This window comes from Saccharicrinis carchari (genome assembly GCF_900182605.1).
Taxonomy (GTDB): Bacteria; Bacteroidota; Bacteroidia; order Bacteroidales; family Marinilabiliaceae; genus Saccharicrinis; species Saccharicrinis carchari.
Genome location: NZ_FXTB01000005.1, coordinates 239793 through 261022, shown reverse-complemented (window position 1 = coordinate 261022; position 21230 = coordinate 239793). Strand labels below are relative to the sequence as shown.

Sequence of the window (21230 nt, the reverse complement as noted above, 5' to 3'; positions counted from 1 at the left end):
AATGCACACCAACTTTCTTTGTGTCCTTTATGCATCCATCGCGTCCTTTGTGGTTTACCTTTTAACCACTATGTTCGCAAAGAAGGCACAATGTACACCAATTTTCTTTGTGTCCTTTGCAGTTTACTTTATTCTGTTTACCGTTTACTACCCCAATTTGATTTGGAATACACTTTTGATACGAGCAAGCAAGTTTTTCTTTACGAGCTCAAAATTCTGCTTTTGGCCCAGTTCTTTTTCAAGTGAGGTAACTCCTTTGTCTACAAAACCACACGGATTGATATGGTTAAAATAGCCCAAATCTGTATTCACGTTTAGCGCAAATCCATGCATGCTAACATAACGACTGGCCTTGACGCCTATGGCACAAATCTTACGTGCTTTACCGGGCACTCCCACATCTAACCATACCCCGGTAGCTCCCTCGAGCCGATCGCCTTTCAAATTATAATCAGCAACACAGTTGATAATCGACTCCTCTAATAAATAGATATATTTTTTTATGGTCAACCCCATCTCTTCTAAATCAAAGATAGGGTAACCTACAATCTGTCCGGGGCCGTGATAGGTGATATCGCCACCTCGGTTACTTTTATAATAGGTAGCGTTTATCTGCTTTAAAAAAGCATCATTAATCAACAAGTTATTTACCGCTCCACTGCGGCCCAAGGTATAAACATGCGGATGCTCGCAAAACAAGAGTTTGTGGACTATAGGCTTTGGATCTTCGGGATGCTCCCTGTTGAATAACTTTGTACCTATCGTTGAGTCAAAAACACGCTCCTGATAATCCCAGGCTTTTTTGTACTCAACTAAACCCAAGTCTTCAAATTTAACGGTGCTGTTCATTTATTTAGTGTATAATATAAGGTTATAAAGCGCAAAATTATAAAAGTGTCAGTTATAAAGTATGATGTATAAAGCCTATTACACAGTACGGCTAAACACAACTTTAACGCTAAACTTTCAACTCTTAATTTTCAGCTTTTAATGCATTGATATGTCTTTCGGCATGATAGGATGAACGCACCATGGGGCCGCTTTCTACATATTTAAAGCCCATCTCCAACCCTGCTTTTTTGTATTTTGCAAACTGCTCCGGCGTAACATATTCCGCCACAGGCAAATGTTCTTTACTGGGCTGTAAATATTGGCCAATAGTAAATACTTTTACGCCTACATTATAAGCATCCTTCATGGTTTGCAACACTTCTTCTTCTGTTTCGCCTATGCCAACCATAATACCTGTTTTTGCCACAACACCTGCATCGGCAATGTATTTAAGCACCTCCAGACTCAAATCGTATTTTGCCCGGCTACGGATAATAGGTGTAATGCGTCGTGATGTTTCCAGATTATGCGATATCACCTCAGGCTTTGCATCTATCACCTGCTGAATTAAATGGTGGAGCCCGTTAAAGTCGGGTATTAACACCTCCTGCGTTATACCGGGATTCAATTCCTTCACCTTTAAAATAGTCTTTGCCCAGATACCAGCACCACCGTCCTCCAGGTCGTCCCGGTCTACAGAGGTTATCACTGCATGTTTAAGCTTCATAATTTTTATGGAGCGAGCTATGCGCAGAGGCTCTTTAGTATCTACAGCCAGGGGCTTTCCTGTTTTAACATTGCAAAACTTACATGCCCGTGTACAAATATCGCCCAAAATCATAAATGTAGCCGTACCGGCCCCCCAACATTCAGCGGCATTGGGGCATTTACCACTGGTACAGATGGTGTGTAATTTATTATCGCGGATGGTTTGGTGCATCCATTTATAATCTGCCGTATTAGGAAGCTGTATCTTTAACCAGTCCGGTTTTTTAGTTCTTGTATTTATTTTCATGAGTTTATAACTTATTCTTTAATGGTCAGATGAAACGCTACCAATTAGACCTCCTCCAGCGTAAGAAGAAACTCTTATAGCCACCCCAACCCTCCGGGGGCTCGTTTCATGTGATTAAATTTATTTGCAAATGCAATACATCATCGCCACACCTCATCTCTACTGTTTATTTATTCTTTGGCAGAATCCAGCAATAAGGCACTGTTGCGAATGTACTAAACGTATTAATATCGTACAATTTTAACAAAAGCATGTGTAATTACCTACCAATTCATATACTAATCGTAGGCATGGGTTCAACCCGTACGCCCTGTAAACGCCATAAAATACGTTAAAGTTCAAATGCTATCTTGTTTATATATTCGTTATTAAAGCGTAATGATTATCTTTGCATGGATTTTTTGCACCTAAATAATCCACGAATTATTTTTGTCTCCGACACGAATATGATTCAGTAATAAACATTTAATTATTTAAATAGATAATAACTGGTATGAGTGCCATAGAACTAAGCGAACAGGAATTGCTCCGACGGAACAGTCTTCAAGAATTAAATAAATTGGGAATTAATGCTTTCCCAGCCGAAGAATTTAAAATTTCCCATTACTCCGCAGATATCAAAAAACAGTTTGAAGAGGAGCCTGAGAGCTTGAAGGATGTTATGGTAGCCGGCAGAATAATGACCCGCCGTATCATGGGCAATGCTTCGTTTGCCGAAATTAAAGACAATCAGGGACGCATTCAATTGTACTTTAGACGCGATGATATTTGCCCCGGCGAGGACAAGACCATGTACAATACCGTATTTAAAAAGTTACTGGATATAGGTGACATAATAGGTGTAAAAGGCTATGTGTTTAAAACGCAGATGGGCGAAACCTCTATTCACGTAAAAGAATTTAAGGTACTTACCAAAGCCTTAAAACCACTACCCATAGTAAAAGAAAAGGACGGCAAAACCTACGATGCCTTTACCGATCCTGAGCAACGCTATCGCCAGCGTTATGTAGATTTAATTGTGAACGATCAGGTTAAAGATACCTTTATAAAGCGCACCAAAATTATTAACACGATGCGCAACTTTTTTAACGAAAAGGGATACATGGAAGTGGAAACGCCCATACTACAGGCTATTCCCGGAGGCGCTGCCGCACGCCCTTTTGTTACACATCACAACGCACTTAACATACCGCTGTATCTGCGTATTGCCAACGAGCTTTACTTAAAACGATTGATAGTGGGTGGCTTTGACGGCGTATATGAATTTGCCAAGGATTTTCGTAATGAGGGAATGGATCGCACCCATAACCCCGAATTTACCGTGATGGAGATTTATGTGGCTTACAAGGACTATAAGTGGATGATGAACTTTACCGAAGAAATGGTAGAGCGCGTTGCCCTTGCCCTGCACGGCACAACAGAGGTTAAGCTGGGCGACAAGGTAATTGACTTTAAACGTCCCTACAAAAGAATTACCATGCTCGATTCCATTAAGGAACATACAGGCATCGACATCAACGGCATGAACGAAGAGGAATTGTTTAAGGTATGTGAACAACTAGGCGTTGAAACAGATCCCTCAATGGGCAAAGGCAAGCTCATAGACGAAATTTTTGGCGAAAGATGCGAAGGAAATTATATACAACCTACTTTCATTACCGATTATCCTGTTGAGATGTCACCGCTAAGCAAAAAGCATCGCGACAATCCTGAACTCACCGAGCGATTTGAACTGTTAGTTAACGGAAAAGAATTGGCCAATGCCTATACCGAGCTCAACGACCCCATCGACCAGTTGGCACGTTTTCAGGATCAAATGAAACTATCGGAAAAAGGCGATGACGAAGCTATGTTTATCGATATGGACTTTGTGCGTGCACTGGAATACGGCATGCCCCCCACATCGGGAATGGGCATTGGCGTAGATAGGCTCACGATGCTCATGACCAACCAGCAATCCATACAGGAAGTTCTCCTTTTTCCACAAATGCGTCCGGAAAAAAAGGTGGAAAACGATAGTGAAGAAAAGTATATGGCACTGGGCATCGACCAACCCTGGGTAGAGGTTATACAGAAATTGGGCTATAAAAAAGCAGAAGCCTTAAAAGAAGTAAAACCTACTAAACTGCACCAGGAGCTGTGTGGTTTCAACAAAAAAAACAAGCTGGGCTACACCAATCCATCCATGGACGAAGTAAAAGCATGGTTAGCATAGCATTAAGTCTGAATTTTAAGAAGCGGATAATAATAAAATATGGACGAAACATCAAGAGTTGGCATCATTGGTAGTGGAAGCTGGGCTACAGCCATAGCCAAAATGCTCATGAATAATGTTTATGAGCTGAATTGGTATTTCCGTAATCCAAAACACATTAAAAAGTTCAGGAAGGACGGCCGCAATCCCAATTACCTTACCAGCGTTGATTTTGATGTTAATAACATACACTTTTATACAGATATAAATCATATTGTAGAAGATAGTGACATCATCATCCTGGCTATCCCGTCGGCCTTTCTTAAAAAAACACTGAATGAACTAACGGTACCGCTAAAGGGTAAGTTTGTGGCATCGGCTGTTAAGGGCTTGGTAGCCGAGGACAATATGATTGTGGGCACTTATTTAAATGAAATTTGCGATGTTCCTTTGGATAACATCGGTATTATAACCGGCCCCTGCCATGCCGAAGAGGTAGCGCTGGAACGCCTATCGTACCTTACTATTGCTTGCCTCGACGTAAAAAAAGGACGTACCTTTGCCTCTTTTCTGGATTGCAGTTACATCAAAACCTCCGTTTCGGACGACATATACGGAACGGAATATTCGGCTGTACTTAAAAACATTATAGCCATCGCTTCGGGAATTTGCCACGGCATGGGCTACGGCGATAACTTTCAGGCCGTTTTGATATCGAACGGAATACAGGAAATAAAACGTTTTGTAGATACGGTGCACCCCATAACCCGCGACATCAAAAGCTCGGCCTACCTGGGCGACCTGCTTGTAACGGGTTATTCGCAGTTTAGCCGTAACCGCATGTTTGGCACCATGCTGGGTAAAGGATACTCGGTAAAATATGCCCAAATGGAAATGCTTATGATTGCCGAAGGATATTATGCCGTAAAGAGTATCAAAGAAATTAACGAAAAGTACAAGGTGAACATGCCCATTACCGATGCGGTGTACAATATTATTTACGAACGTATTTCGCCCTCTATTGAAATTCGCCTGCTCACCGAAAATTTAAGATAAAAAACATTCTATATTCCTATTAATACATCAAAGCATGGAAAATTTAAAGATCAATATTTCTAAAACCTTCGATTTTATATCGGAAGAAAAAGTAAACGGATACAAAAGCGAAGTTGCTTCACACCTAAAGTCACTATATGAAAAAACAGGGCGTGGTAACGACTACCTGGGATGGGTAAACCTCCCCTCCAGCATCGACGATACCGAACTGGCTGACATTGAGGCTACGGCCGCCAGCCTGCGCTCAAAAGCGGATATTGTAGTGGTGGTAGGCATTGGCGGAAGCTACCTTGGGGCGCGTGCCGTTATAGATGCCCTATCCAACAGCTTCGATCATCTGCTTACCGACCGAAAAGACCCGGTTGTGGTTTATGCCGGACAAAATATTGGCGAAGATTATACTGCCGAGTTACTGGATCTTTTAAAAGATAAATCCTTTGCACTTGTGGTTATTTCCAAATCCGGAACTACCACCGAGCCTGCGCTGGCCTTCCGTTTGCTAAAAGATTTGTTAGAAAGTAAATACTCTGCCAACGAAACTAAAGAACGCATTGTGGCTATTACCGATGCCAAGAAAGGAGCATTACGCACCCTGGCTAATCAAAAAGGATATAAAACTTATGTAATCCCCGACGACGTTGGCGGACGCTATTCGGTACTTACCCCTGTGGGACTATTACCCATCGCCGTTGCGGGTATCGACATCCGAGCATTTGTGAAAGGTGCACAGGACATGGAAAAAACAACAGCCCACGAAGCCGAAAATAGTGCGGCTGCTACCTATGCCGCCGTTCGTAACGAATTGTACCGAAACGGTAAGGGTACCGAGATATTGGTGAACTACCAACCTAAGCTGCACTTTGTAGCCGAATGGTGGAAGCAATTATATGGCGAGAGCGAAGGAAAAGAGCATAAAGGTATTTTTCCGGCAGCAGTAGATTTTTCTACCGACCTTCACTCTATGGGACAATATATACAGGAAGGCGTACGCAACATTTTTGAAACGGTGCTTTCCGTAAACAAGGCCAACCGCGAAGTTATTATACCCCGCGACGAAGCCGACCTGGACGGCCTGAATTACCTGGCCGGCAAAAGGGTAGACAAGGTAAATAAAATGGCCGAGCTCGGTACTTTACTTGCTCATGTTGATGGTGGTGTGCCCAACATCCAAATAGAAATACCGGAGCTGAATGCCTATTACATAGGGCAATTGCTTTATTTCTTTGAAATAGCTTGTGGCATAAGCGGTTACATCCTAGGTGTGAATCCCTTCGATCAGCCCGGCGTAGAAGCCTACAAATCAAATATGTTTGCCTTATTGGAGAAGCCAGGATTTGAAGAAGAAACAAAAGCTATTAAAGCGAAGTTGTAATATTAAAAAGCCCGAAGATTTTACTCTTCGGGCTTTTTAATCATTTTTCATCTCTTACCAGCAAATTGCATAGGGCACTTAGTGTATGCTTCATGCGCTTTATATACTATTACCACCCTTACCTTGCGTTTACTTTTACATGCACCATGCTGAATTAATGTATCACTTTACCAGCTGAGCATTTTCCAACCCTTCTGCTTAATCACCCACGGCAATTCTTGCTATCCTGTCCGATTCAATAATTGTGGGTACCTCCAGCTGCGTAATAGCCAGCCGGTGCATGGCGGAGGCAATGGTATTGGCTTTGATAGAACGGTATTTTTTAAGCCTCCCAAACAAAAAGGGATTTAATATTTTCATCAGCCAGGCAGCCATAGACTCCCCCACCCTGTTTTCCTGACGACCTCCAACAATAAGGGATGGCCGAAGGATGTATACTGTTGGTATCTGTTGGCTTAAAACAGCTCCCTCCATTTCGCCTTTGGTGCGGTTGTAAAATATATTACTATTGGCATTGGCTCCAATGGCCGAAATAACCATAAATACCGGGATATTGTTTTGAGCGCACAGTTTGGCTGCGGCTGCAGGTATGCCCATGTCAATAGCACGGTACAAGGCTTTGTCCTTGGTTTTTGCCGTAGTGGTACCAATGCAGCAAAACACCTCATCGGCCATAAAGTCCTTTTTAAAATCCTCCAATTGCAACATATCACCAATAAACTCTTGTATTTTAGGCGATTTATTTCCGGTAGGTTTTCGCAAAAAAAGTTTTATTGTACCGTAGCTATCGTCATCTACCAACTTTTTTAAAAGCAGGCTGCCGCTTAATCCGGTAGCACCGAGGATAATGGCTGTTTTATTCATTTTTTTAAGAAATTAGTTTCATCAAATACTGAAACACAGGCACCGAAAAGCATCGATTTTTTAACCCCTACTTTGCTTCATCATAATAATTACGCACGATAACTTTTACGGGATACAATGTAGCCAGAAATCCGATAGAAGTAACGGTTACCATAGTTACGATTATATCCGTTAGCAACAGTTTTACCGGATAAGCATCCACCACAAAATTACCGCCACTGGCAAATTTAACGATGCCCAGGTGCTGTTGTACCAGCACCAAAATAATACCCAGAGCCACACCTGAGACTACCCCAATGAGCGAGATCAACCAGCCTTCTACCAAAAACACCCGGGTCACCATGCGTTTATCGGCACCTATACTCTTTAACGTTTTAATGCCTTCCTTCTTGTCGAATATAAGCATCGACATGGTACCTATCAGGTTAAAGGTAGCTATTATCAGTATAAAACACAGGATTAGATATGCCATTAGTTTTTCCACCTTCATCATTTTATAAAAACTGGCATGTTGTTGCTGCCTGTTTTTAACCTGAAAAGATTGGCCCACTATCGTTTCTATCCTTCGCTGCACACGATCCACAGAAGCATCCGCCTTGATGGCAACGGCAAGGTAGCTCACTTCGCTTGGTTTGTATTGAAACAGCTTGCGCGCCAGCCCTATATCAATGATGAGGTATTGCGAATCGTATTCTTTTTGTTTGACCATAAAAATGCCCTTAGGATGCACATAATGGGTATTGAAAGCCTCATCAGGCCGGGTAAGGCTAATCTTTTTATTTCGCTGAGGAACGTAAATGGCAAGCGGGGTCATAAAGGTAGGCCTTACATTCAGTTGATCGGCCAGCTCAAAACCTATGGCGCCACCATATCCAAAATCATCGTTAATAATAAACTTACCATCAATAATAATGGAATCTAAACGACTGACCTGCGAAAAGGTACTATCTACCCCCATTACGATACCTGTTACTCTGCGTTGGTTATATTTGAGCAGGGCATTGTCCTCCACCACCGGGGCAACCTGAATTACCTCGTCCATATTCTGTATTCTCTGAATATCCAGGGTGTCGATAGAATAAAACTTACCTTGTGTGGCAATCACTTTAAAATCCGGATCAAAGGAGCCGTACAAGCCTCCTATTAATCCGTGCAGACCGTTAAAAACCGAAAGCACCATAAGCAGGGCAAGCGAACCCACGCCTACCCCAACGATGGAAATAGTTGAAATGGTATTGATAATTCCTTTCGACTTTTTACCGAAAAGAAATTTGAGCGCTATTTCTAAGATGAGTTTCAAACCATACCGGATTTAGCTACTACTTAAAAGCCTTCACTATCAAGCCTGTGCCTTTTTTATGATGGCCACTCACATCCCAAATATTTAAAACAATAGATATGGGAAAAGTGAGCAGATAATAAAACGGTAGTAGTATAAAAAATACTTTGGACACATTGAGCATAGAGATAGGATACTTCATCGATAGTTTCCAGGATATGCTTCCCGGGCGGCCGTAGGAATATCGGGCATCCACATCTTTAAAACCGGCTTTTTTAAGTTTTTGCGTAATCTCCTGCAGGTTGTATCCATCGCGCACATGCTCATCAATAAATCCGGTTACGCCATCTTGGTGTTCAGCCTCGTGATGATGGGCATCGGAACCGCCTTGATCGCTGGGTGTAGAGATGAGCATCATACCGCCGGGGTTCATGGCTCTGTAAATATTGCGAAAAACGCCTTCATCGTCTTCTATATGCTCCATTACATCAACCGAAACTACTAAATCGTACATTTCTTCCTGATCCATTTTAGTTAGATCGGCATAGGCAAACCTAACGCGGTCCCTACGGTTTATCCTGGCAAAAAAGGTATTACAATCCGCTATCTGTTCCTTTTTTACATCAAGGCCTGTTATGTCCCAGCCTTTATTTTTCGACGAGAGATAATACACATACTGCCCGAAGCCGGACCCGGCATCCAATACTTTTATGTCGCTGGCTACTTTTTTGCTCCATGCTCTAATCTCTTTACGGATATGCCAGGAGCGCAACAAGAGCAAGTCCAAAAGTTTATAGAATAAAATACGCGACCATGGCGACACGTTAAATACATTGCCCAGGCTTTTTTTAATAGGATCGTATTGCATTAGGAGTCTTTTAAAAGGCGATCGATGTTATCGATATAATCCAATGAGTCGTCGATAAAAAATTGTAAGTTAGGCACTATGCGCATCTGTTTGCCTACGCGTAAACCAAGAAAGCGACGCATCCCCGAAACATTATTGTTTATTTCGGTGTACACTTTTTCTTTTTTATCTGATGGAAATATGCTAATGTAGGCTTTGGCCAAGGCCAAATCGGGCGATATACGCACTTTGGAAACAGAAACCATTGCTCCCAGCGTCCAGTGCCTGGCCTCGCGCATAAATATCTCGCTCAGTTCGCGCTGAAGCAATCGCGCTATTTTCTTTTGTCTTGTTGAATCCATTATAATGCTATTGTATTAACCTACGAAATTAATGTTTTTAACCTTAACTAAGCCTATTTTACCGAAAATATGAAAAAAGATAACATCATCTTACTTGCTTACTCTACTTTAAAATTAATTAAGGACTGATATTTAGCATTCCGGCAATGCAACTGTGCAGATTAAATAAGATTGACGATAGGCTGTTATTGACATACTGCTGTTTATTGTTAGGCGCATTACATATCTCTCTTTTTAAATCTGCAACAAACAAATACCTAATGGATAACAATTAATTGATTTGGGGGTTTTACTCTTTCAGCATCCGGAGGATACCATGATTACAGGTCAATTTATCTCCCTTTAGCACTCAGCTATTTAAATAAAAACAGCCACTGCATTTTATCCTTCGCTAATGCTTAGTTTTGAAACCAAACCTTCATTATATTTTTTATAACTTTGGCCACTTAAAAAAACAGACAGCACATGAATTGGGATAGCTATCCATCGCAAATACTGGAGAATGCGGTACGGGAGTTTTCAAAACTACCCGGCGTAGGCAAAAAAACAGCACTCAGGCTGGTACTCTTTTTGTTAAAACAAGAAAAGAATGATGTGTTAAGCTTTGCTGAATCCTTACGGAGCTTGAGCGAAGATATTGTGTATTGTAAATCATGCCATAACATATCAGACAGTGAGCTTTGCGACATATGCGCCAGTCCTAAACGCGACCATTCAACCGTTTGTGTTGTGGAGAATATAAAAGATGTGATGGCTATCGAAAACACACAACAGTATTTTGGTGTTTATCACGTGCTGGGTGGCATTATATCTCCCATGGACGGCATAGGTCCTGACGATTTAACAGTTAAACCCTTGCAGTCAAGGGTAAAATTAGGATTGGCCAAAGAACTTATATTTGCCCTGCCTACTACCATGGAAGGCGACACTACTAATTTTTATCTCTACCGTAAGTTCAAGGATAGTGATGTAAAAATAACCACGCTCGCTCGTGGAGTTGCCATAGGCGACGAGTTGGAGTATGCTGATGAACTTACGCTGGGGCGTTCATTGATAAACCGTTTACCCTTTGAAACTACTTTGTAACAAATTTAAAAAGGACATCTATAACAATGAATTTAAATATCAAAAAGCAATTCAGAAGATTACACAGCATCTATATCGTCATACTGGGTTCTATGTCCTTGGCTGCTCTCATCAGTGTTATTATAGTTTTTAAAATGGGGGCATTTGCAATATTCGATTTGCAAACGCTCAACGTATTAAAAGCTGTAGTTATCATGGCTTTGTTAGTGGGTATTCCGGTGAGTCATATTTTTTATTTCAAAAAAATAAAGCATATCAATCGCTCATTGACCTTGAGTAAAAAAATAGCTATGTTCCAATTGGCCTTTGTGGTACGCATAGCCTTGCTCGAGGGGATTGGTCTATTGGCGATGATGGCTTATCTGGTAGCTGCCGACAAATCGTTTTTATACATGTTTGCGGTGGTGTTTGTACTGTTTATCATACATGCACCTACCAAACAGCGCATAATAAGCGATTTAGAACTGGATGATGAGGAATCAGAACTATTGGCAGAGCAAGTAAAATAAATTTATATAATTTTAAACGATAAAAATATACATGACTATAGCCGTTGATTTTGATGGGACCATCGTTGAGCATAGATATCCTCGCATAGGGAAAGAAATGCTTTTTGCGTTCGACACCCTAAAAGCGATGCAGAAAGCCGGTCATTTATTAATTTTATGGACCTACCGCTCCGGTCACGAACTGGATGAAGCCGTTGCATATTGCCAAAAACGAGGAATAGAATTTTTTGCGGTAAACAAGAGTTATCCTGAAGAGATTTTTAACGAGAACGAATCGAGCCGAAAAATTAATGCCGACTTGTTTATCGATGACCGTAATGTAGGTGGTTTTTATGGTTGGGGCGAAATTTGGCAGGAGCTTGGATTGGGCAACGATGAGGAGACCAGGAAAATTAAACAGAGAATGGAGCGGGCAGCAAGACGCCCGTGGTGTAATTTTTTTAAAACTTTATTTTGTAAAGAATAGCCCTATTGGATTTATCTGTTGTAATAGTCAGTTATAATGCCGTAGATTTTCTACGGCTGACCCTGAATTCGGTTTTTGCGGCTTGCACGACTATTACGGCTGAGGTGTTTGTGGTAGACAATAATTCTTCCGATGGTGCCGCAGCTATGGTGGCCAAAGAGTTTCCTGCCTGTAAACTTATTGCCAATCAGGTCAACCCGGGCTTTGCCAAAGCCAACAATCAGGCTATCCGCAAGGCTCACGGGAAATATATTTTAATACTGAACCCGGATACCGTTGTAGCAGAAGACACCTTTACCAAAACCATCGCTTTTATGCAAAACACCAAGGATGCGGGTGGAATGGGTATTCGCATGATCGACGGTTCAGGCCTATTCCTTCCCGAATCAAAACGTGGTGTGCCGTCGCCATGGACCGCTCTAACAAAAATGTCGGGACTGGCTGCTTTATTTCCTACTTCAAAAATATTTGCCGAATACCACAAAGGTTATCTAAGCCCAAACAAAAACAGTAAAATAGAAGTGCTTGCCGGAGCCTTTATGCTTTTTAAAAAGAGTGTTCTGGATAAGGTAGGCTTGTTGGACGAAGATTTTTTTATGTATGGCGAAGATATCGACCTATCTTACCGTGTAACAAAACATGCCTACGCCAATTACTACTTTTCCGAATCGAGTATCATTCATTTTAAAGGAGAGAGCACCATAAAAGATAAAACCTATGTAAATAGATTTTACAAAGCCATGGTTCAATTTGCCCATAAGCACTTTAGCAAAAGCTACGGAATTGTTTTAAAGGTTTTTATTTACCTGGGGGTATTTGTAGCCAGCGCACTGTCCACTTTCAAACATGCTCTACTTAAAAACAAGGCTCAAAACCCTGTTGCCAACCAACCCACACTATTATTTTTACACAACTATCCTGCCCCTGAAGATTTGATGCAGCAACTTGAAAAGAAATTTGTAGTTAAAACAATAACTGACCCGGCTATGGAGCAACAGGGTACGCTTGTTTTTGTGCAAGGACTAATGCCGTATAAACAGATGATAAAAACAATGGATACGTACAAATGTAAATTTAATTATCGTTTTTTAGATTTGCAGGCAAAAGTTATGCTTGGTAGCGACAATAAGCTTATTCAAGGTCAAACAATTGCACTTTAACAAAAAAGTATTGCAGAATAAAAACAAATATCTATTTTTATATAGATTTGAATGGTAGCCACACTAAGGTTATGCGAAACGTGGACTAAGTTATTGCCCCTATGCAAAAAATATTTATTTTACTGTTGTCACTTTTTTGGGTTACGAGCATGAGTGCACAGCAACGTGCATACAAAAAGGAAATACTTAAAGCTGAGGACTTGTTACAGCTTGATAATTACCAGGATGCCTCGGCTATTTACAACCGCTTGTTAAAAGAATATCCCAACGATAGGTATATCTTATTTAAAGCTGGAGAGTGTTTTCTATTTTCGGAAAATCATATCGAAAAATCAATAGAATTATTGGAGGAGGCAGTTCAAAAATACCCGCTTAAAAATAAAAAAAGTACCCAAGCCATCGAAGCCAGGTTCTACCTTGGACAGGCGTACCATCTTGGTTATCGCTTTGCAGAAGCATTGGAGCTTTTTGAAAAGTTAAAAAAGCAAATCGCAAGCAAACAAAGTGCAGCCAAAAAAAAGATTCAGCGCGAAATAATATACAACAAAAATGCTTTAGCGCTTAAAAAGCATCCTGTAGATTTTAGAATTACCAATCTCGGACCCTTTATCAATACGAAGTACGACGAACACAGTCCCGTAGTAAATTTACACGAGGATATGCTCTTATTCACCTCAACAAGAAAACCCGTAGCATCTGCTACCCATAAGGCTGCTACGACATACGAAAACGTGTATTTTTCGCATTGGCGCGATGGCCAATGGATTACCTCAAGGGGTATCGGTTTTAATACCCAGGGCAACAGTGCTACCATAGGAATTTCGTCCGATGGCAGCACCTTACTTATCTACAAAAGTGAAGCAGGAGTTGGCAATATACACACCAGCTACTTTAAAAACAACAATTGGGGCGAGCTTGAAAAATTACCCTCCCCCATCAATACAATGGCCAATGAAACACACGCCTCCTTTTCGATAGATGGAAACACCTTATACTTTACCAGTGATCGTGCCGGTGGATATGGAGGCAAGGATATCTATTGTGTGAACAAACTGCCTGATGGTAGTTGGGGAAAAGTACGCAATATGGGCGAGAAAATAAATACTGAATACGACGAGGAAAGTCCTTATATCCATCCCAATGGAAAAACTTTATATTTTAGTTCTGAGGGGCATCGCTCTATGGGGGGTTACGATATATTTAAAGCCGGCATAGATACCGCGGGTAACTGGGGAAATGTGCTGAATATTGGTTATCCAATCAACACCCCATTTGACGACCTGTTTTATGCCCCTACCATCGACGAGCAAAGAGTATACTATGCCTCGCGGCGGGATAAAGGATTTGGAGGAGCAGATATATACTTGATTGAGTTTCCCAGTAACCATCCCAATGCATTAACCGTGGCCGGTGGATTTCTGTTTCGTCCGGATGGTGAGCCTGCTGCCAACGCAAAAATAACAGTAACTAATAAAAATAGTGGTGAGGTTGAAGGCGTTTATCGTCCCAGTCCTAATAATGGAAAATACATTTTTATTCTTCCTGCCGGTGCCCATTATAACATGGAAATAGAAATGGAAGGACATAAAACGGTTATTAAAGACTTTAATATTCCAGCCGAAAATACCTTTGCTCGAAAAAAACACACCTTTTATCTTGATCCTTTAGTTTTAAAAGTAAATACGAACCAGTAAATTATATTTTTAAGGAGATGATGGCATGGCCGTTTGCGCTATAAATGGTATTTTGCACTTTCGTTTCAAAAACTCAAAAACCTGTATATAATGTCTGCTAAATCTAACCTATTCGCTGTCTGTATAGCTCTGTTGCTTTCAATTCAGTCGCTTTCGGGGCAAAACAATAATCCGAGTGTGACTAAAATGTTTAACCTTGCGGTTTCGTTTGCCGAAAAGGAAGATTATGAACAAGCCATCCCTTTGTTTAAAAGAGTAGCTGAAGAGGAACCGGAAAACATAAATGTGCTTTACAATCTGGGCCATTCATACCTTAATGCAAAGGGAGGACACGATTCGGCATTGGTGTATTTTTCTAAAGCAGTGGAGCTTTTAAAGCCCGAGAATTATTATACCGAGTTAGGTGTAGATTTGCACCTATCGAAGGCTAAAAGTATGCAGATGCTCTATCGGTATAAGGATGCATTGGGCGTGTACCACAAGATGCTTGATTTTACAGATGAGGATGAAACAGAGTTGAGAGAAATGATAAGCCGCGAAATAGAAATAAGCAACAACGGGATAAAATTTATGAAAAATCCTGTTAAGCTCGAAGTACATAACCTCGGAAGCACGATAAATTCAAGCTACGATGACCACAGCCCACTAGTAAGTGCCGATGAATCAATCGTTATCTTTACCTCACGGCGTAAATCATCCTACTCCCAAATGTTAAACGATGGACAATTTTCAGAAAAGATATATACAGCCAAAAAAGAAAATGAAAAGTGGGGCAAAGCAAAGGTGATTAAAGAGGTGCAGAAAAGAGACAGCCATGAGTCGGCTTTATGCCTTTCGGCAGACGGGAGTGAACTGTATCTGCTACGCAGCGATTTTGACGGCCAAAACCTTTATGTGAGCGAGTTTGACGGCGAAATATGGAGCGAGCCTTTTATGCTGCCCCAAGGAATTAACAGCCGCTACAACGAAACCCACGCTTCCATCAATGCCGATAAATCAATGCTATTTTTCACCAGTGACAGAAAAGGTGGAGAGGGTGGCTTGGATATTTATATGGTACGCAAATTACCCAACGGCAAATGGGGTACTCCAAAAAGCCTGGGACCGGATATTAATACCCCGTATGACGAAGAAACACCTATGATTCACCCGGATGGTAAAACCTTGTTTTTTAGTTCTGAGGGGCACAATACCATGGGTAATTTCGACATTTTTTACAGCCGGATGAAAGCGGATAGCTCTTGGAGCGAACCCGTTAATATGGGCTACCCGATCAATACCCCCGACGATGATTTCTTTTTTGTGCCTACCGCGGCAGAAAACAGAGCCTACATGGCATCCTCACGCTTTGAAGAAAATTACGGCGGTTCGGATCTGTATGCCATAGAATACGAACAACCGGAAATAGAACGTCTGGCCGTTATAAAAGGCAAGCTTAATGCAGGCAGGGAGTATGCCTGGGATGATGTATTAATACAGGTTAAAGAGAAGGGAACAGACCACTTAGTAGGCGAGTATAGTCCCAATCCGGTGTCGGGTAAATACATGTTTATTCTGGAAGCCGAAAAAACTTACGACATCGAAATAATGGGTGAAAATATAGAAAATACAGTGAGTAGCCTAACAGTTAGCCGCGACATGACCTATTTAAACCAATCGCAATCGGTAGAAACAGAGGATGTGATGGTGAAAGGATTGCTGGCAGCGGTAAAAACAGAAACCAAAACCGGTAAGGACGAGGTTACAGATACGGATAAAGCCGCTACAATGGTCAGGGGTAAATACACCGTACAGTTTGTAACCCTAAAAAAACCATTGGATAATTACGATGCTTATAGGCAACTGGACAAGGATAAGATAATGCTGTACAAAGGCAATGATGGCAATTATCGCTATGTATATGGCAGTTTTAACAGCTTTAAAGACGCAAAAAAAGCAAAGCATAAAGTAATAGAAGCCACGGGATACGACGACCCGTTTGTGCGTTATTTCTGGCAGTTGGATAAAATGAAAGCGGAGGATTGAAGTGAATGAAACCGTAGCCTTAAGAGCCGTAGAGCCCGCTGATGTAGATTTGTTGTATCAATGGGAAAACGACATGGAGTTGTGGGTATATTCCGAAACGTTGAAGCCTTTTAGTAAACAACAGCTAACGCAATATTTAAAGGGTATTAATTTGGATATATACCAATCGAAAGAGCTAAGGCTGATGATAGAAACCGAAGGGGACAGTCCTAAAACGGTCGGCATCATCGACATGTTCGATTTCGACCCCTACCACAGTCGTGCAGGAGTGGGTATCATGGTGCATAAGGCTTTCCGCGACAGAGGTTATGCCGCTATGGGGCTGGATCTCTTTATCGACTACTGTTTTAACACTTTGGGTATCCATCAACTCTATTGCTCCATAGCTGTCAATAACAAAAAAAGCATCCATCTATTCCAAAGCAAGGGATTTATACGTGCCGGCATCAAAAAACAATGGCGCAAAGTGGGGCGGGAATATATCGATGAGGGTTTTTATCAGCTGCTAAATAGATAAGGAAGGCTTACGAATGGCGCAGGCCTACACAAACTTAGTTTATTTATAACACGGTATTTCTTCTAAAAACGTATACCCTCCACCCCCATGTAATTTGGCGCAATAATGTTGTAAACCGTTGGTAACACAAACCAAACTGGTTTGTAGCTTTATATTATAGCGCAATGCCTGCTCAAATACTGATTGGGTTATTTTTACCGAAGGTGCTTTGCACTCTACTATTAAAGCAGGTAAGCGGCGCGTGTTGTACACAACAATATCGGCACGCTGGCTCAAGCCATTGATATTCACATTAGCTTCAACCGCCATCAACGAAAGTGGATAACCCTTGTTTGTTGACAAATAAAGAATAAAATTTTGTCGCACCCATTCTTCCGGGGTCAGGGTCACCATTTTTTTTCGTATCCTATCAAATATCTTTTTTTTTCCGCCTGTATCGGATACGGTAAATGTATATGTAGGTAAATTGAGTTTTTGCATGGCAAGCTATGACGGGTTTAACTAGTAGAACCAACTTTGCTGGGGTAACCTTTATATTTTTTTGGTAAGTACTAAAATACAACTTTTTTATGCCGAGCAGTGGTAAATTTCCTGCAATAATTATTGCAATATCTGTGTAAGTATCATATAAGGGCTAAAAGTAAAAATCCCGGTTCTGCATGCAGAACCGGGATAATATATTGTAAGTGTTATTCTTTAGCTTAAAGAAAAACGCTTAAAATCTGTAACTGTAAGACCTTTACTGCTTTCTTCCAGGTATTGCTTGATAGACTTTTTATTGTCTTTAACAAAATCCTGCTCTAACAAAGTAGATTCTTTAAAGAATTTACCAAGACGTCCTTGTGCAATCTTATCCAGCATAGCTTCAGGCTTACCTTCCTCCTTTGCTTTGTCTCTGCCTATCCTTAGTTCTTGCTCCACAATGTCGGCCGGCACTGATTCTTTATCTACACCTACAGGCGCCATAGCGGCAACTTGCATAGCCACATCCTTGCCCACCTGCTCGGGGAAGCCGGCCTGATTAAAGCCTACGATAACCGAAAGTTGGTTGCCGGGATGAATGTAAGGTACCACGTGTTCTGCAGTAAGCACGGCATAATTAGCAATTTCAATTTTCTCACCTATAACACCAATTTGCTCGGTAATTACATCTTTAATGGATAAACCATTCAGTGTGAGCTCCAAAACAGCATCCACATTTGTGGCATCGCTTTTAAGTGCCGTTTCCAGGATAGAGTCGGTTAAAGCTACAAAGCTCTCATTTTTTCCAACAAAATCTGTTTCGCATTTCAAAACTAAAACGGCACCTTTTTTACCATCGGCACTTACCATTGCTCTGGTAGCCCCTTCTGTAGTTTCACGATCGGCACGCTTGCTCGCCATTGCCTGACCTTTTTTGCGGATATATTCTACGGCAGCATCAAAATCGCCATCGGTTTCGGTTAATGCCTTCTTGCAGTCCATCATACCGGCACCGGTCATTTTTCTGAGTTTGCTTACATCAGCAGCTTTAATAGCCATAATACGATTTGTTTAGATTATTAAATCAATTATTCTGTTTTCTCATCTTCTTTCGAAGAAGCCTCTGTAGCTTTTACTTCGGGTGTAGTTTCGCCTGTTGCTTTCTCCTTCTTGAGTTCCGCCTCCGGCGCTTTTTCATCCTTGGCTTCTACTTTTGGCGCTTTTTCGTCCGTAGCTTTGGCTTCTGCAGCATCCTCCTTAGGTGCCTTGTCCTTAGCAGGTATCCTCGTTTTCTTGGCTGTTTCCTTTTTTGCCGGCTTGTCCTTCTTGGCTGCGGCTTCGTATTCGCGCTCCACTTTTCTCTCATTCAGCCCTTCCTCAATAGCTTTTACCATGATATCGGTAATGAGTTCAATAGACTTGGAGGCATCGTCGTTAGCAGGTATAACAAAGTCAAGCCCTATTGGGTTAGAGTTGGTATCTACCATTCCAAACACAGGAATATTCAGCTTATTGGCCTCTCGCACCGCAATGTTCTCCTTCATTACGTCAATAACAAACATGGCTGCCGGTAGGCGTGTAAGATCAGAGATACTACCCAGTGTTTTTTCTAACTTCGCCCTTTGACGGGTGATTTGCAAACGCTCTCTTTTCGAAAGGTTTTTCCAGGCACTCGGATCTGCCATCATCTTGTCGATGGTCGTCATTTTTTTAACTGCCTTACGGATAGTAGGGAAGTTAGTAAGCATACCTCCTGCCCATCGTTCCGAAACGTAGGGCATGTTAATGGCCTTCATTTTTTCGGCTATAATTTCCTTGGCTTGTTTTTTAGTAGCCACGAATAATATTTTACGTCCCGATTTTGCAATTTGCTTTAAGGCCTCGGCTGCCTCATCAATCTTGGCTGCCGTTTTATGAAGATCAATAATGTGGATACCGTTGCGCTCCATAAAAATATAAGGCGCCATTGCCGGATTCCATTTTCTTTTTAAGTGACCGAAGTGTACACCGGCCTCTAGTAATTCATCAAAATTTGTTCTTGCCATTTTTGTTTTTTAAAAGTCGTTTACATTCTGTAAATATCAACTCCCCAGTAGTCAATACTTAGTGAAAACAGAAAGTTTATAAAGTGAAAAGTAAGGCGAAAAAACTGCACTTTTTAACTTTTCACTTTCTAATTTTATGCACTTTCTAACTAAGATGAATCTGAGCAGTTTAGATACTAAACGCACCCGAAAAGTTTTAACGTTTACTAAATTGAAATTTCTTACGTGCTTTAGGCTGTCCTGGTTTTTTACGCTCAACAACTCTTGCGTCGCGAGTCATAAACCCTTGTGCTTTTAAAGCCGGTTTGTTTTCCTCATCAATTTTAACGAGGGCGCGCGAAATAGCTAGTCTTATCGCTTCCGCTTGTCCTTTACTTCCTCCACCGTAGATATTTACTTTAATATCATAATTCTCAAGCACTCCCAAAGTGTTCAAGGGCTGTGTTACGATATATTGTAAGGTAGGCGCCGGAAAGTAATCCTTAAGCTCACGCTTGTTGATGGTAATTTGTCCTTTACCTTCGCCTAAGTAGATACGAGCCACTGCCGACTTTCTTCTACCGATTGCGTTTGTTACTTCCATGCTCATCACTTATATAAGTTTAAATCAATTGTTTTTGGCTTTTGTGCCTCTTGCTTGTGTTCTGCTCCCGCATACACAAATAAATTACGGAACAACTGGCGTCCCAAACGAGTTTTTGGCAACATGCCTTTTACAGCTCTCTCTACAAGTCGCTCCGGACTTCTGGCAAACAATTGTGCAGGGGTAACATCGGTACGACCGCCCGGATATCCGGAGTGGAAATAGAAAGTTCTTTGTTCCCACTTGTTACCTGTTAAACGAACTTTGTCTGCGTTTAGGATAATCACGTTATCCCCGCAGTCTACGTGTGGTGTAAAGTTGGGTTTGTACTTACCGCGCAGCAATTTTGCCACCTTCGAAGCCAAACGACCTACAACCATGTCTTTTGCATCTACCACAACCCACTCTTTGTTAGCGGTTGCTTTGTTTGCCGATACTGTTTTGTAACTTAAAGTATTCACAGTCTTCTTTGTTAAAAAATTAAACCAAATATTATTACAATGACAGCTTCAAACAGCATAACAGTCTAACTAACAAACTTATCGACACTCACTTCCCATCGTAAACGCCAAATAAATCATTCAGTTACATTGCCTTATATCTGTTCGGCATGAATAATAATCGGGCGCAAAAGTAAGGTTTATTTTCTTGTTCGGCAATAAAAACAAAAAAGAAATGTATTTTTTTTGAATGCTTTTTTATTTTAAGCCTTCTGGCTTTCTTACACTTATCGTAAAAATGGCTGCTTATATTAGTGGAAACGGATTAAAGAGAAACCTATGTGTGACCACAATTAATTATATTTATTGCCAACTAAATAATTAACAATGGCTATATGTTAAACATATAAGTAATTTATAACA

21 protein-coding genes are annotated in these 21230 nt (G+C 41.2%); 10 read left to right on the top strand and 11 right to left on the bottom strand.

Going from position 1 to position 21230, the window contains the following annotated elements; translation table 11 throughout:
* Nucleotides 1–147: 147 nt before the first annotated feature.
* Nucleotides 148–849, bottom strand: coding sequence for a lipoyl(octanoyl) transferase LipB (gene lipB / locus FN809_RS11530; protein ID WP_142533669.1), 702 nt, complete (start codon nt 847–849; stop codon nt 148–150).
* A 124-nt stretch (nt 850–973) separates the two neighbouring features.
* On the bottom strand, nt 974–1846 hold the full coding sequence (gene lipA / locus FN809_RS11525) for a lipoyl synthase (protein WP_142533668.1): 873 nt from the start codon (nt 1844–1846) through the stop codon (nt 974–976).
* 493 nt (nt 1847–2339) lie between these two features.
* Here lipA and lysS point away from each other — a divergent pair, with 493 nt between their 5' ends.
* The 3 genes from lysS to FN809_RS11510 are packed head-to-tail and all read left to right on the top strand — an operon-like array spanning nt 2340 to nt 6468.
* Complete coding sequence (gene lysS / locus FN809_RS11520; RefSeq protein ID WP_142533667.1) at nt 2340–4061, top strand: lysine--tRNA ligase; 1722 nt, start codon at nt 2340–2342, stop codon at nt 4059–4061.
* Nucleotides 4062–4100: 39 nt separating this feature from the next.
* A complete protein-coding gene (locus FN809_RS11515) occupies nt 4101–5096 on the top strand; it encodes an NAD(P)H-dependent glycerol-3-phosphate dehydrogenase (protein WP_142533666.1) in 996 nt (331 codons plus the stop codon).
* Nucleotides 5097–5130: 34 nt separating this feature from the next.
* Nucleotides 5131–6468: a glucose-6-phosphate isomerase gene (locus FN809_RS11510; protein ID WP_142533665.1), complete on the top strand. Its 1338-nt coding sequence runs from the start codon at nt 5131–5133 to the stop codon at nt 6466–6468.
* A gap of 198 nt (nt 6469–6666) precedes the next feature.
* On the opposite strand, the gene FN809_RS11505 is transcribed toward FN809_RS11510, so the two are convergent.
* The 4 genes from FN809_RS11505 to rbfA form a co-directional block, all read right to left on the bottom strand.
* Entirely contained in the window at nt 6667–7332 is a 666-nt protein-coding gene (locus FN809_RS11505) for an NAD(P)H-binding protein (RefSeq protein ID WP_142533664.1), read from the bottom strand.
* A 67-nt stretch (nt 7333–7399) separates the two neighbouring features.
* Nucleotides 7400–8632 carry an ABC transporter permease gene (locus tag FN809_RS11500; RefSeq protein ID WP_142533663.1) on the bottom strand — a complete coding sequence of 411 codons (1233 nt, stop codon included), beginning with the start codon at nt 8630–8632 and terminating at the stop codon, nt 7400–7402.
* A 19-nt stretch (nt 8633–8651) separates the two neighbouring features.
* Nucleotides 8652–9479 (bottom strand): class I SAM-dependent methyltransferase, encoded by an 828-nt coding sequence (locus tag FN809_RS11495; RefSeq protein ID WP_142533662.1) that lies wholly within the window; start codon nt 9477–9479, stop codon nt 8652–8654.
* Nucleotides 9479–9820: a 30S ribosome-binding factor RbfA gene (gene rbfA / locus FN809_RS11490; RefSeq protein ID WP_142533661.1), complete on the bottom strand. Its 342-nt coding sequence runs from the start codon at nt 9818–9820 to the stop codon at nt 9479–9481. The genes FN809_RS11495 and rbfA overlap by 1 nt, the downstream gene beginning before the upstream one ends.
* A 465-nt stretch (nt 9821–10285) precedes the next feature.
* Here rbfA and recR point away from each other — a divergent pair, with 465 nt between their 5' ends.
* From recR to FN809_RS11455, 7 genes are all read left to right on the top strand, one after another.
* Nucleotides 10286–10906 carry a recombination mediator RecR gene (gene recR, locus FN809_RS11485; RefSeq protein ID WP_142533660.1) on the top strand — a complete coding sequence of 207 codons (621 nt, stop codon included), beginning with the start codon at nt 10286–10288 and terminating at the stop codon, nt 10904–10906.
* 26 nt (nt 10907–10932) lie between these two features.
* The gene (locus FN809_RS11480) at nt 10933–11415 is read left to right on the top strand and encodes a hypothetical protein (RefSeq protein ID WP_142533659.1); all 483 of its coding nucleotides are present in this window, start codon (nt 10933–10935) and stop codon (nt 11413–11415) included.
* A 31-nt stretch (nt 11416–11446) separates the two neighbouring features.
* On the top strand, nt 11447–11881 hold the full coding sequence (locus FN809_RS11475) for a BT0820 family HAD-type phosphatase (RefSeq protein WP_142533658.1): 435 nt from the start codon (nt 11447–11449) through the stop codon (nt 11879–11881).
* Nucleotides 11882–11886: 5 nt separating this feature from the next.
* Complete coding sequence (locus FN809_RS11470) at nt 11887–13041, top strand: glycosyltransferase family 2 protein (protein WP_142533657.1); 1155 nt, start codon at nt 11887–11889, stop codon at nt 13039–13041.
* 101 nt (nt 13042–13142) lie between these two features.
* A complete protein-coding gene (locus FN809_RS11465) occupies nt 13143–14735 on the top strand; it encodes a tetratricopeptide repeat protein (protein WP_142533656.1) in 1593 nt (530 codons plus the stop codon).
* A 90-nt stretch (nt 14736–14825) separates the two neighbouring features.
* Complete coding sequence (locus tag FN809_RS11460) at nt 14826–16760, top strand: tetratricopeptide repeat protein (RefSeq protein ID WP_142533655.1); 1935 nt, start codon at nt 14826–14828, stop codon at nt 16758–16760.
* 1 nt (nt 16761) lies between these two features.
* A complete protein-coding gene (locus FN809_RS11455; RefSeq protein WP_246095588.1) occupies nt 16762–17277 on the top strand; it encodes a GNAT family N-acetyltransferase in 516 nt (171 codons plus the stop codon).
* 39 nt (nt 17278–17316) lie between these two features.
* On the opposite strand, the gene FN809_RS11450 is transcribed toward FN809_RS11455, so the two are convergent.
* From FN809_RS11450 to rplM, 5 genes are all read right to left on the bottom strand, one after another.
* Nucleotides 17317–17757, bottom strand: a complete 441-nt coding sequence (locus FN809_RS11450; RefSeq protein ID WP_142533653.1) for a type I restriction enzyme HsdR N-terminal domain-containing protein — start codon at nt 17755–17757, stop codon at nt 17317–17319.
* Between the two features lie 216 nt (nt 17758–17973).
* Nucleotides 17974–18798 carry a translation elongation factor Ts gene (gene tsf / locus FN809_RS11445; protein WP_142533652.1) on the bottom strand — a complete coding sequence of 275 codons (825 nt, stop codon included), beginning with the start codon at nt 18796–18798 and terminating at the stop codon, nt 17974–17976.
* A 29-nt stretch (nt 18799–18827) separates the two neighbouring features.
* Complete coding sequence (rpsB, locus tag FN809_RS11440; protein ID WP_142533651.1) at nt 18828–19784, bottom strand: 30S ribosomal protein S2; 957 nt, start codon at nt 19782–19784, stop codon at nt 18828–18830.
* Between the two features lie 196 nt (nt 19785–19980).
* Nucleotides 19981–20367 carry a 30S ribosomal protein S9 gene (gene rpsI / locus FN809_RS11435; protein WP_142533650.1) on the bottom strand — a complete coding sequence of 129 codons (387 nt, stop codon included), beginning with the start codon at nt 20365–20367 and terminating at the stop codon, nt 19981–19983.
* Between the two features lie 5 nt (nt 20368–20372).
* A complete protein-coding gene (rplM, locus tag FN809_RS11430; RefSeq protein WP_142533649.1) occupies nt 20373–20828 on the bottom strand; it encodes a 50S ribosomal protein L13 in 456 nt (151 codons plus the stop codon).
* Nucleotides 20829–21230: the final 402 nt, after the last annotated feature.

Bases quoted from the DNA above. Each gene is read 5' to 3' on its own strand.
- FN809_RS11515 (WP_142533666.1), top strand. From the start codon at position 4,101: ATGGACGAAACATCAAGAGTTGGCATCATTGGTAGTGGAAGCTGGGCT.
- FN809_RS11450 (WP_142533653.1), bottom strand. From the start codon at position 17,757: ATGCAAAAACTCAATTTACCTACATATACATTTACCGTATCCGATACA.
- FN809_RS11505 (WP_142533664.1), bottom strand. From the start codon at position 7,332: ATGAATAAAACAGCCATTATCCTCGGTGCTACCGGATTAAGCGGCAGC.
- FN809_RS11495 (WP_142533662.1), bottom strand. From the start codon at position 9,479: ATGCAATACGATCCTATTAAAAAAAGCCTGGGCAATGTATTTAACGTG.
- rbfA (WP_142533661.1), bottom strand. From the start codon at position 9,820: ATGGATTCAACAAGACAAAAGAAAATAGCGCGATTGCTTCAGCGCGAA.
- lipA (WP_142533668.1), bottom strand. From the start codon at position 1,846: ATGAAAATAAATACAAGAACTAAAAAACCGGACTGGTTAAAGATACAG.
- recR (WP_142533660.1), top strand. From the start codon at position 10,286: ATGAATTGGGATAGCTATCCATCGCAAATACTGGAGAATGCGGTACGG.
- tsf (WP_142533652.1), bottom strand. From the start codon at position 18,798: ATGGCTATTAAAGCTGCTGATGTAAGCAAACTCAGAAAAATGACCGGT.
- FN809_RS11465 (WP_142533656.1), top strand. From the start codon at position 13,143: ATGCAAAAAATATTTATTTTACTGTTGTCACTTTTTTGGGTTACGAGC.
- lipB (WP_142533669.1), bottom strand. From the start codon at position 849: ATGAACAGCACCGTTAAATTTGAAGACTTGGGTTTAGTTGAGTACAAA.
- FN809_RS11460 (WP_142533655.1), top strand. From the start codon at position 14,826: ATGTCTGCTAAATCTAACCTATTCGCTGTCTGTATAGCTCTGTTGCTT.
- rpsI (WP_142533650.1), bottom strand. From the start codon at position 20,367: ATGGAAGTAACAAACGCAATCGGTAGAAGAAAGTCGGCAGTGGCTCGT.
- lysS (WP_142533667.1), top strand. From the start codon at position 2,340: ATGAGTGCCATAGAACTAAGCGAACAGGAATTGCTCCGACGGAACAGT.
- FN809_RS11480 (WP_142533659.1), top strand. From the start codon at position 10,933: ATGAATTTAAATATCAAAAAGCAATTCAGAAGATTACACAGCATCTAT.
- rpsB (WP_142533651.1), bottom strand. From the start codon at position 19,784: ATGGCAAGAACAAATTTTGATGAATTACTAGAGGCCGGTGTACACTTC.
- FN809_RS11510 (WP_142533665.1), top strand. From the start codon at position 5,131: ATGGAAAATTTAAAGATCAATATTTCTAAAACCTTCGATTTTATATCG.
- FN809_RS11475 (WP_142533658.1), top strand. From the start codon at position 11,447: ATGACTATAGCCGTTGATTTTGATGGGACCATCGTTGAGCATAGATAT.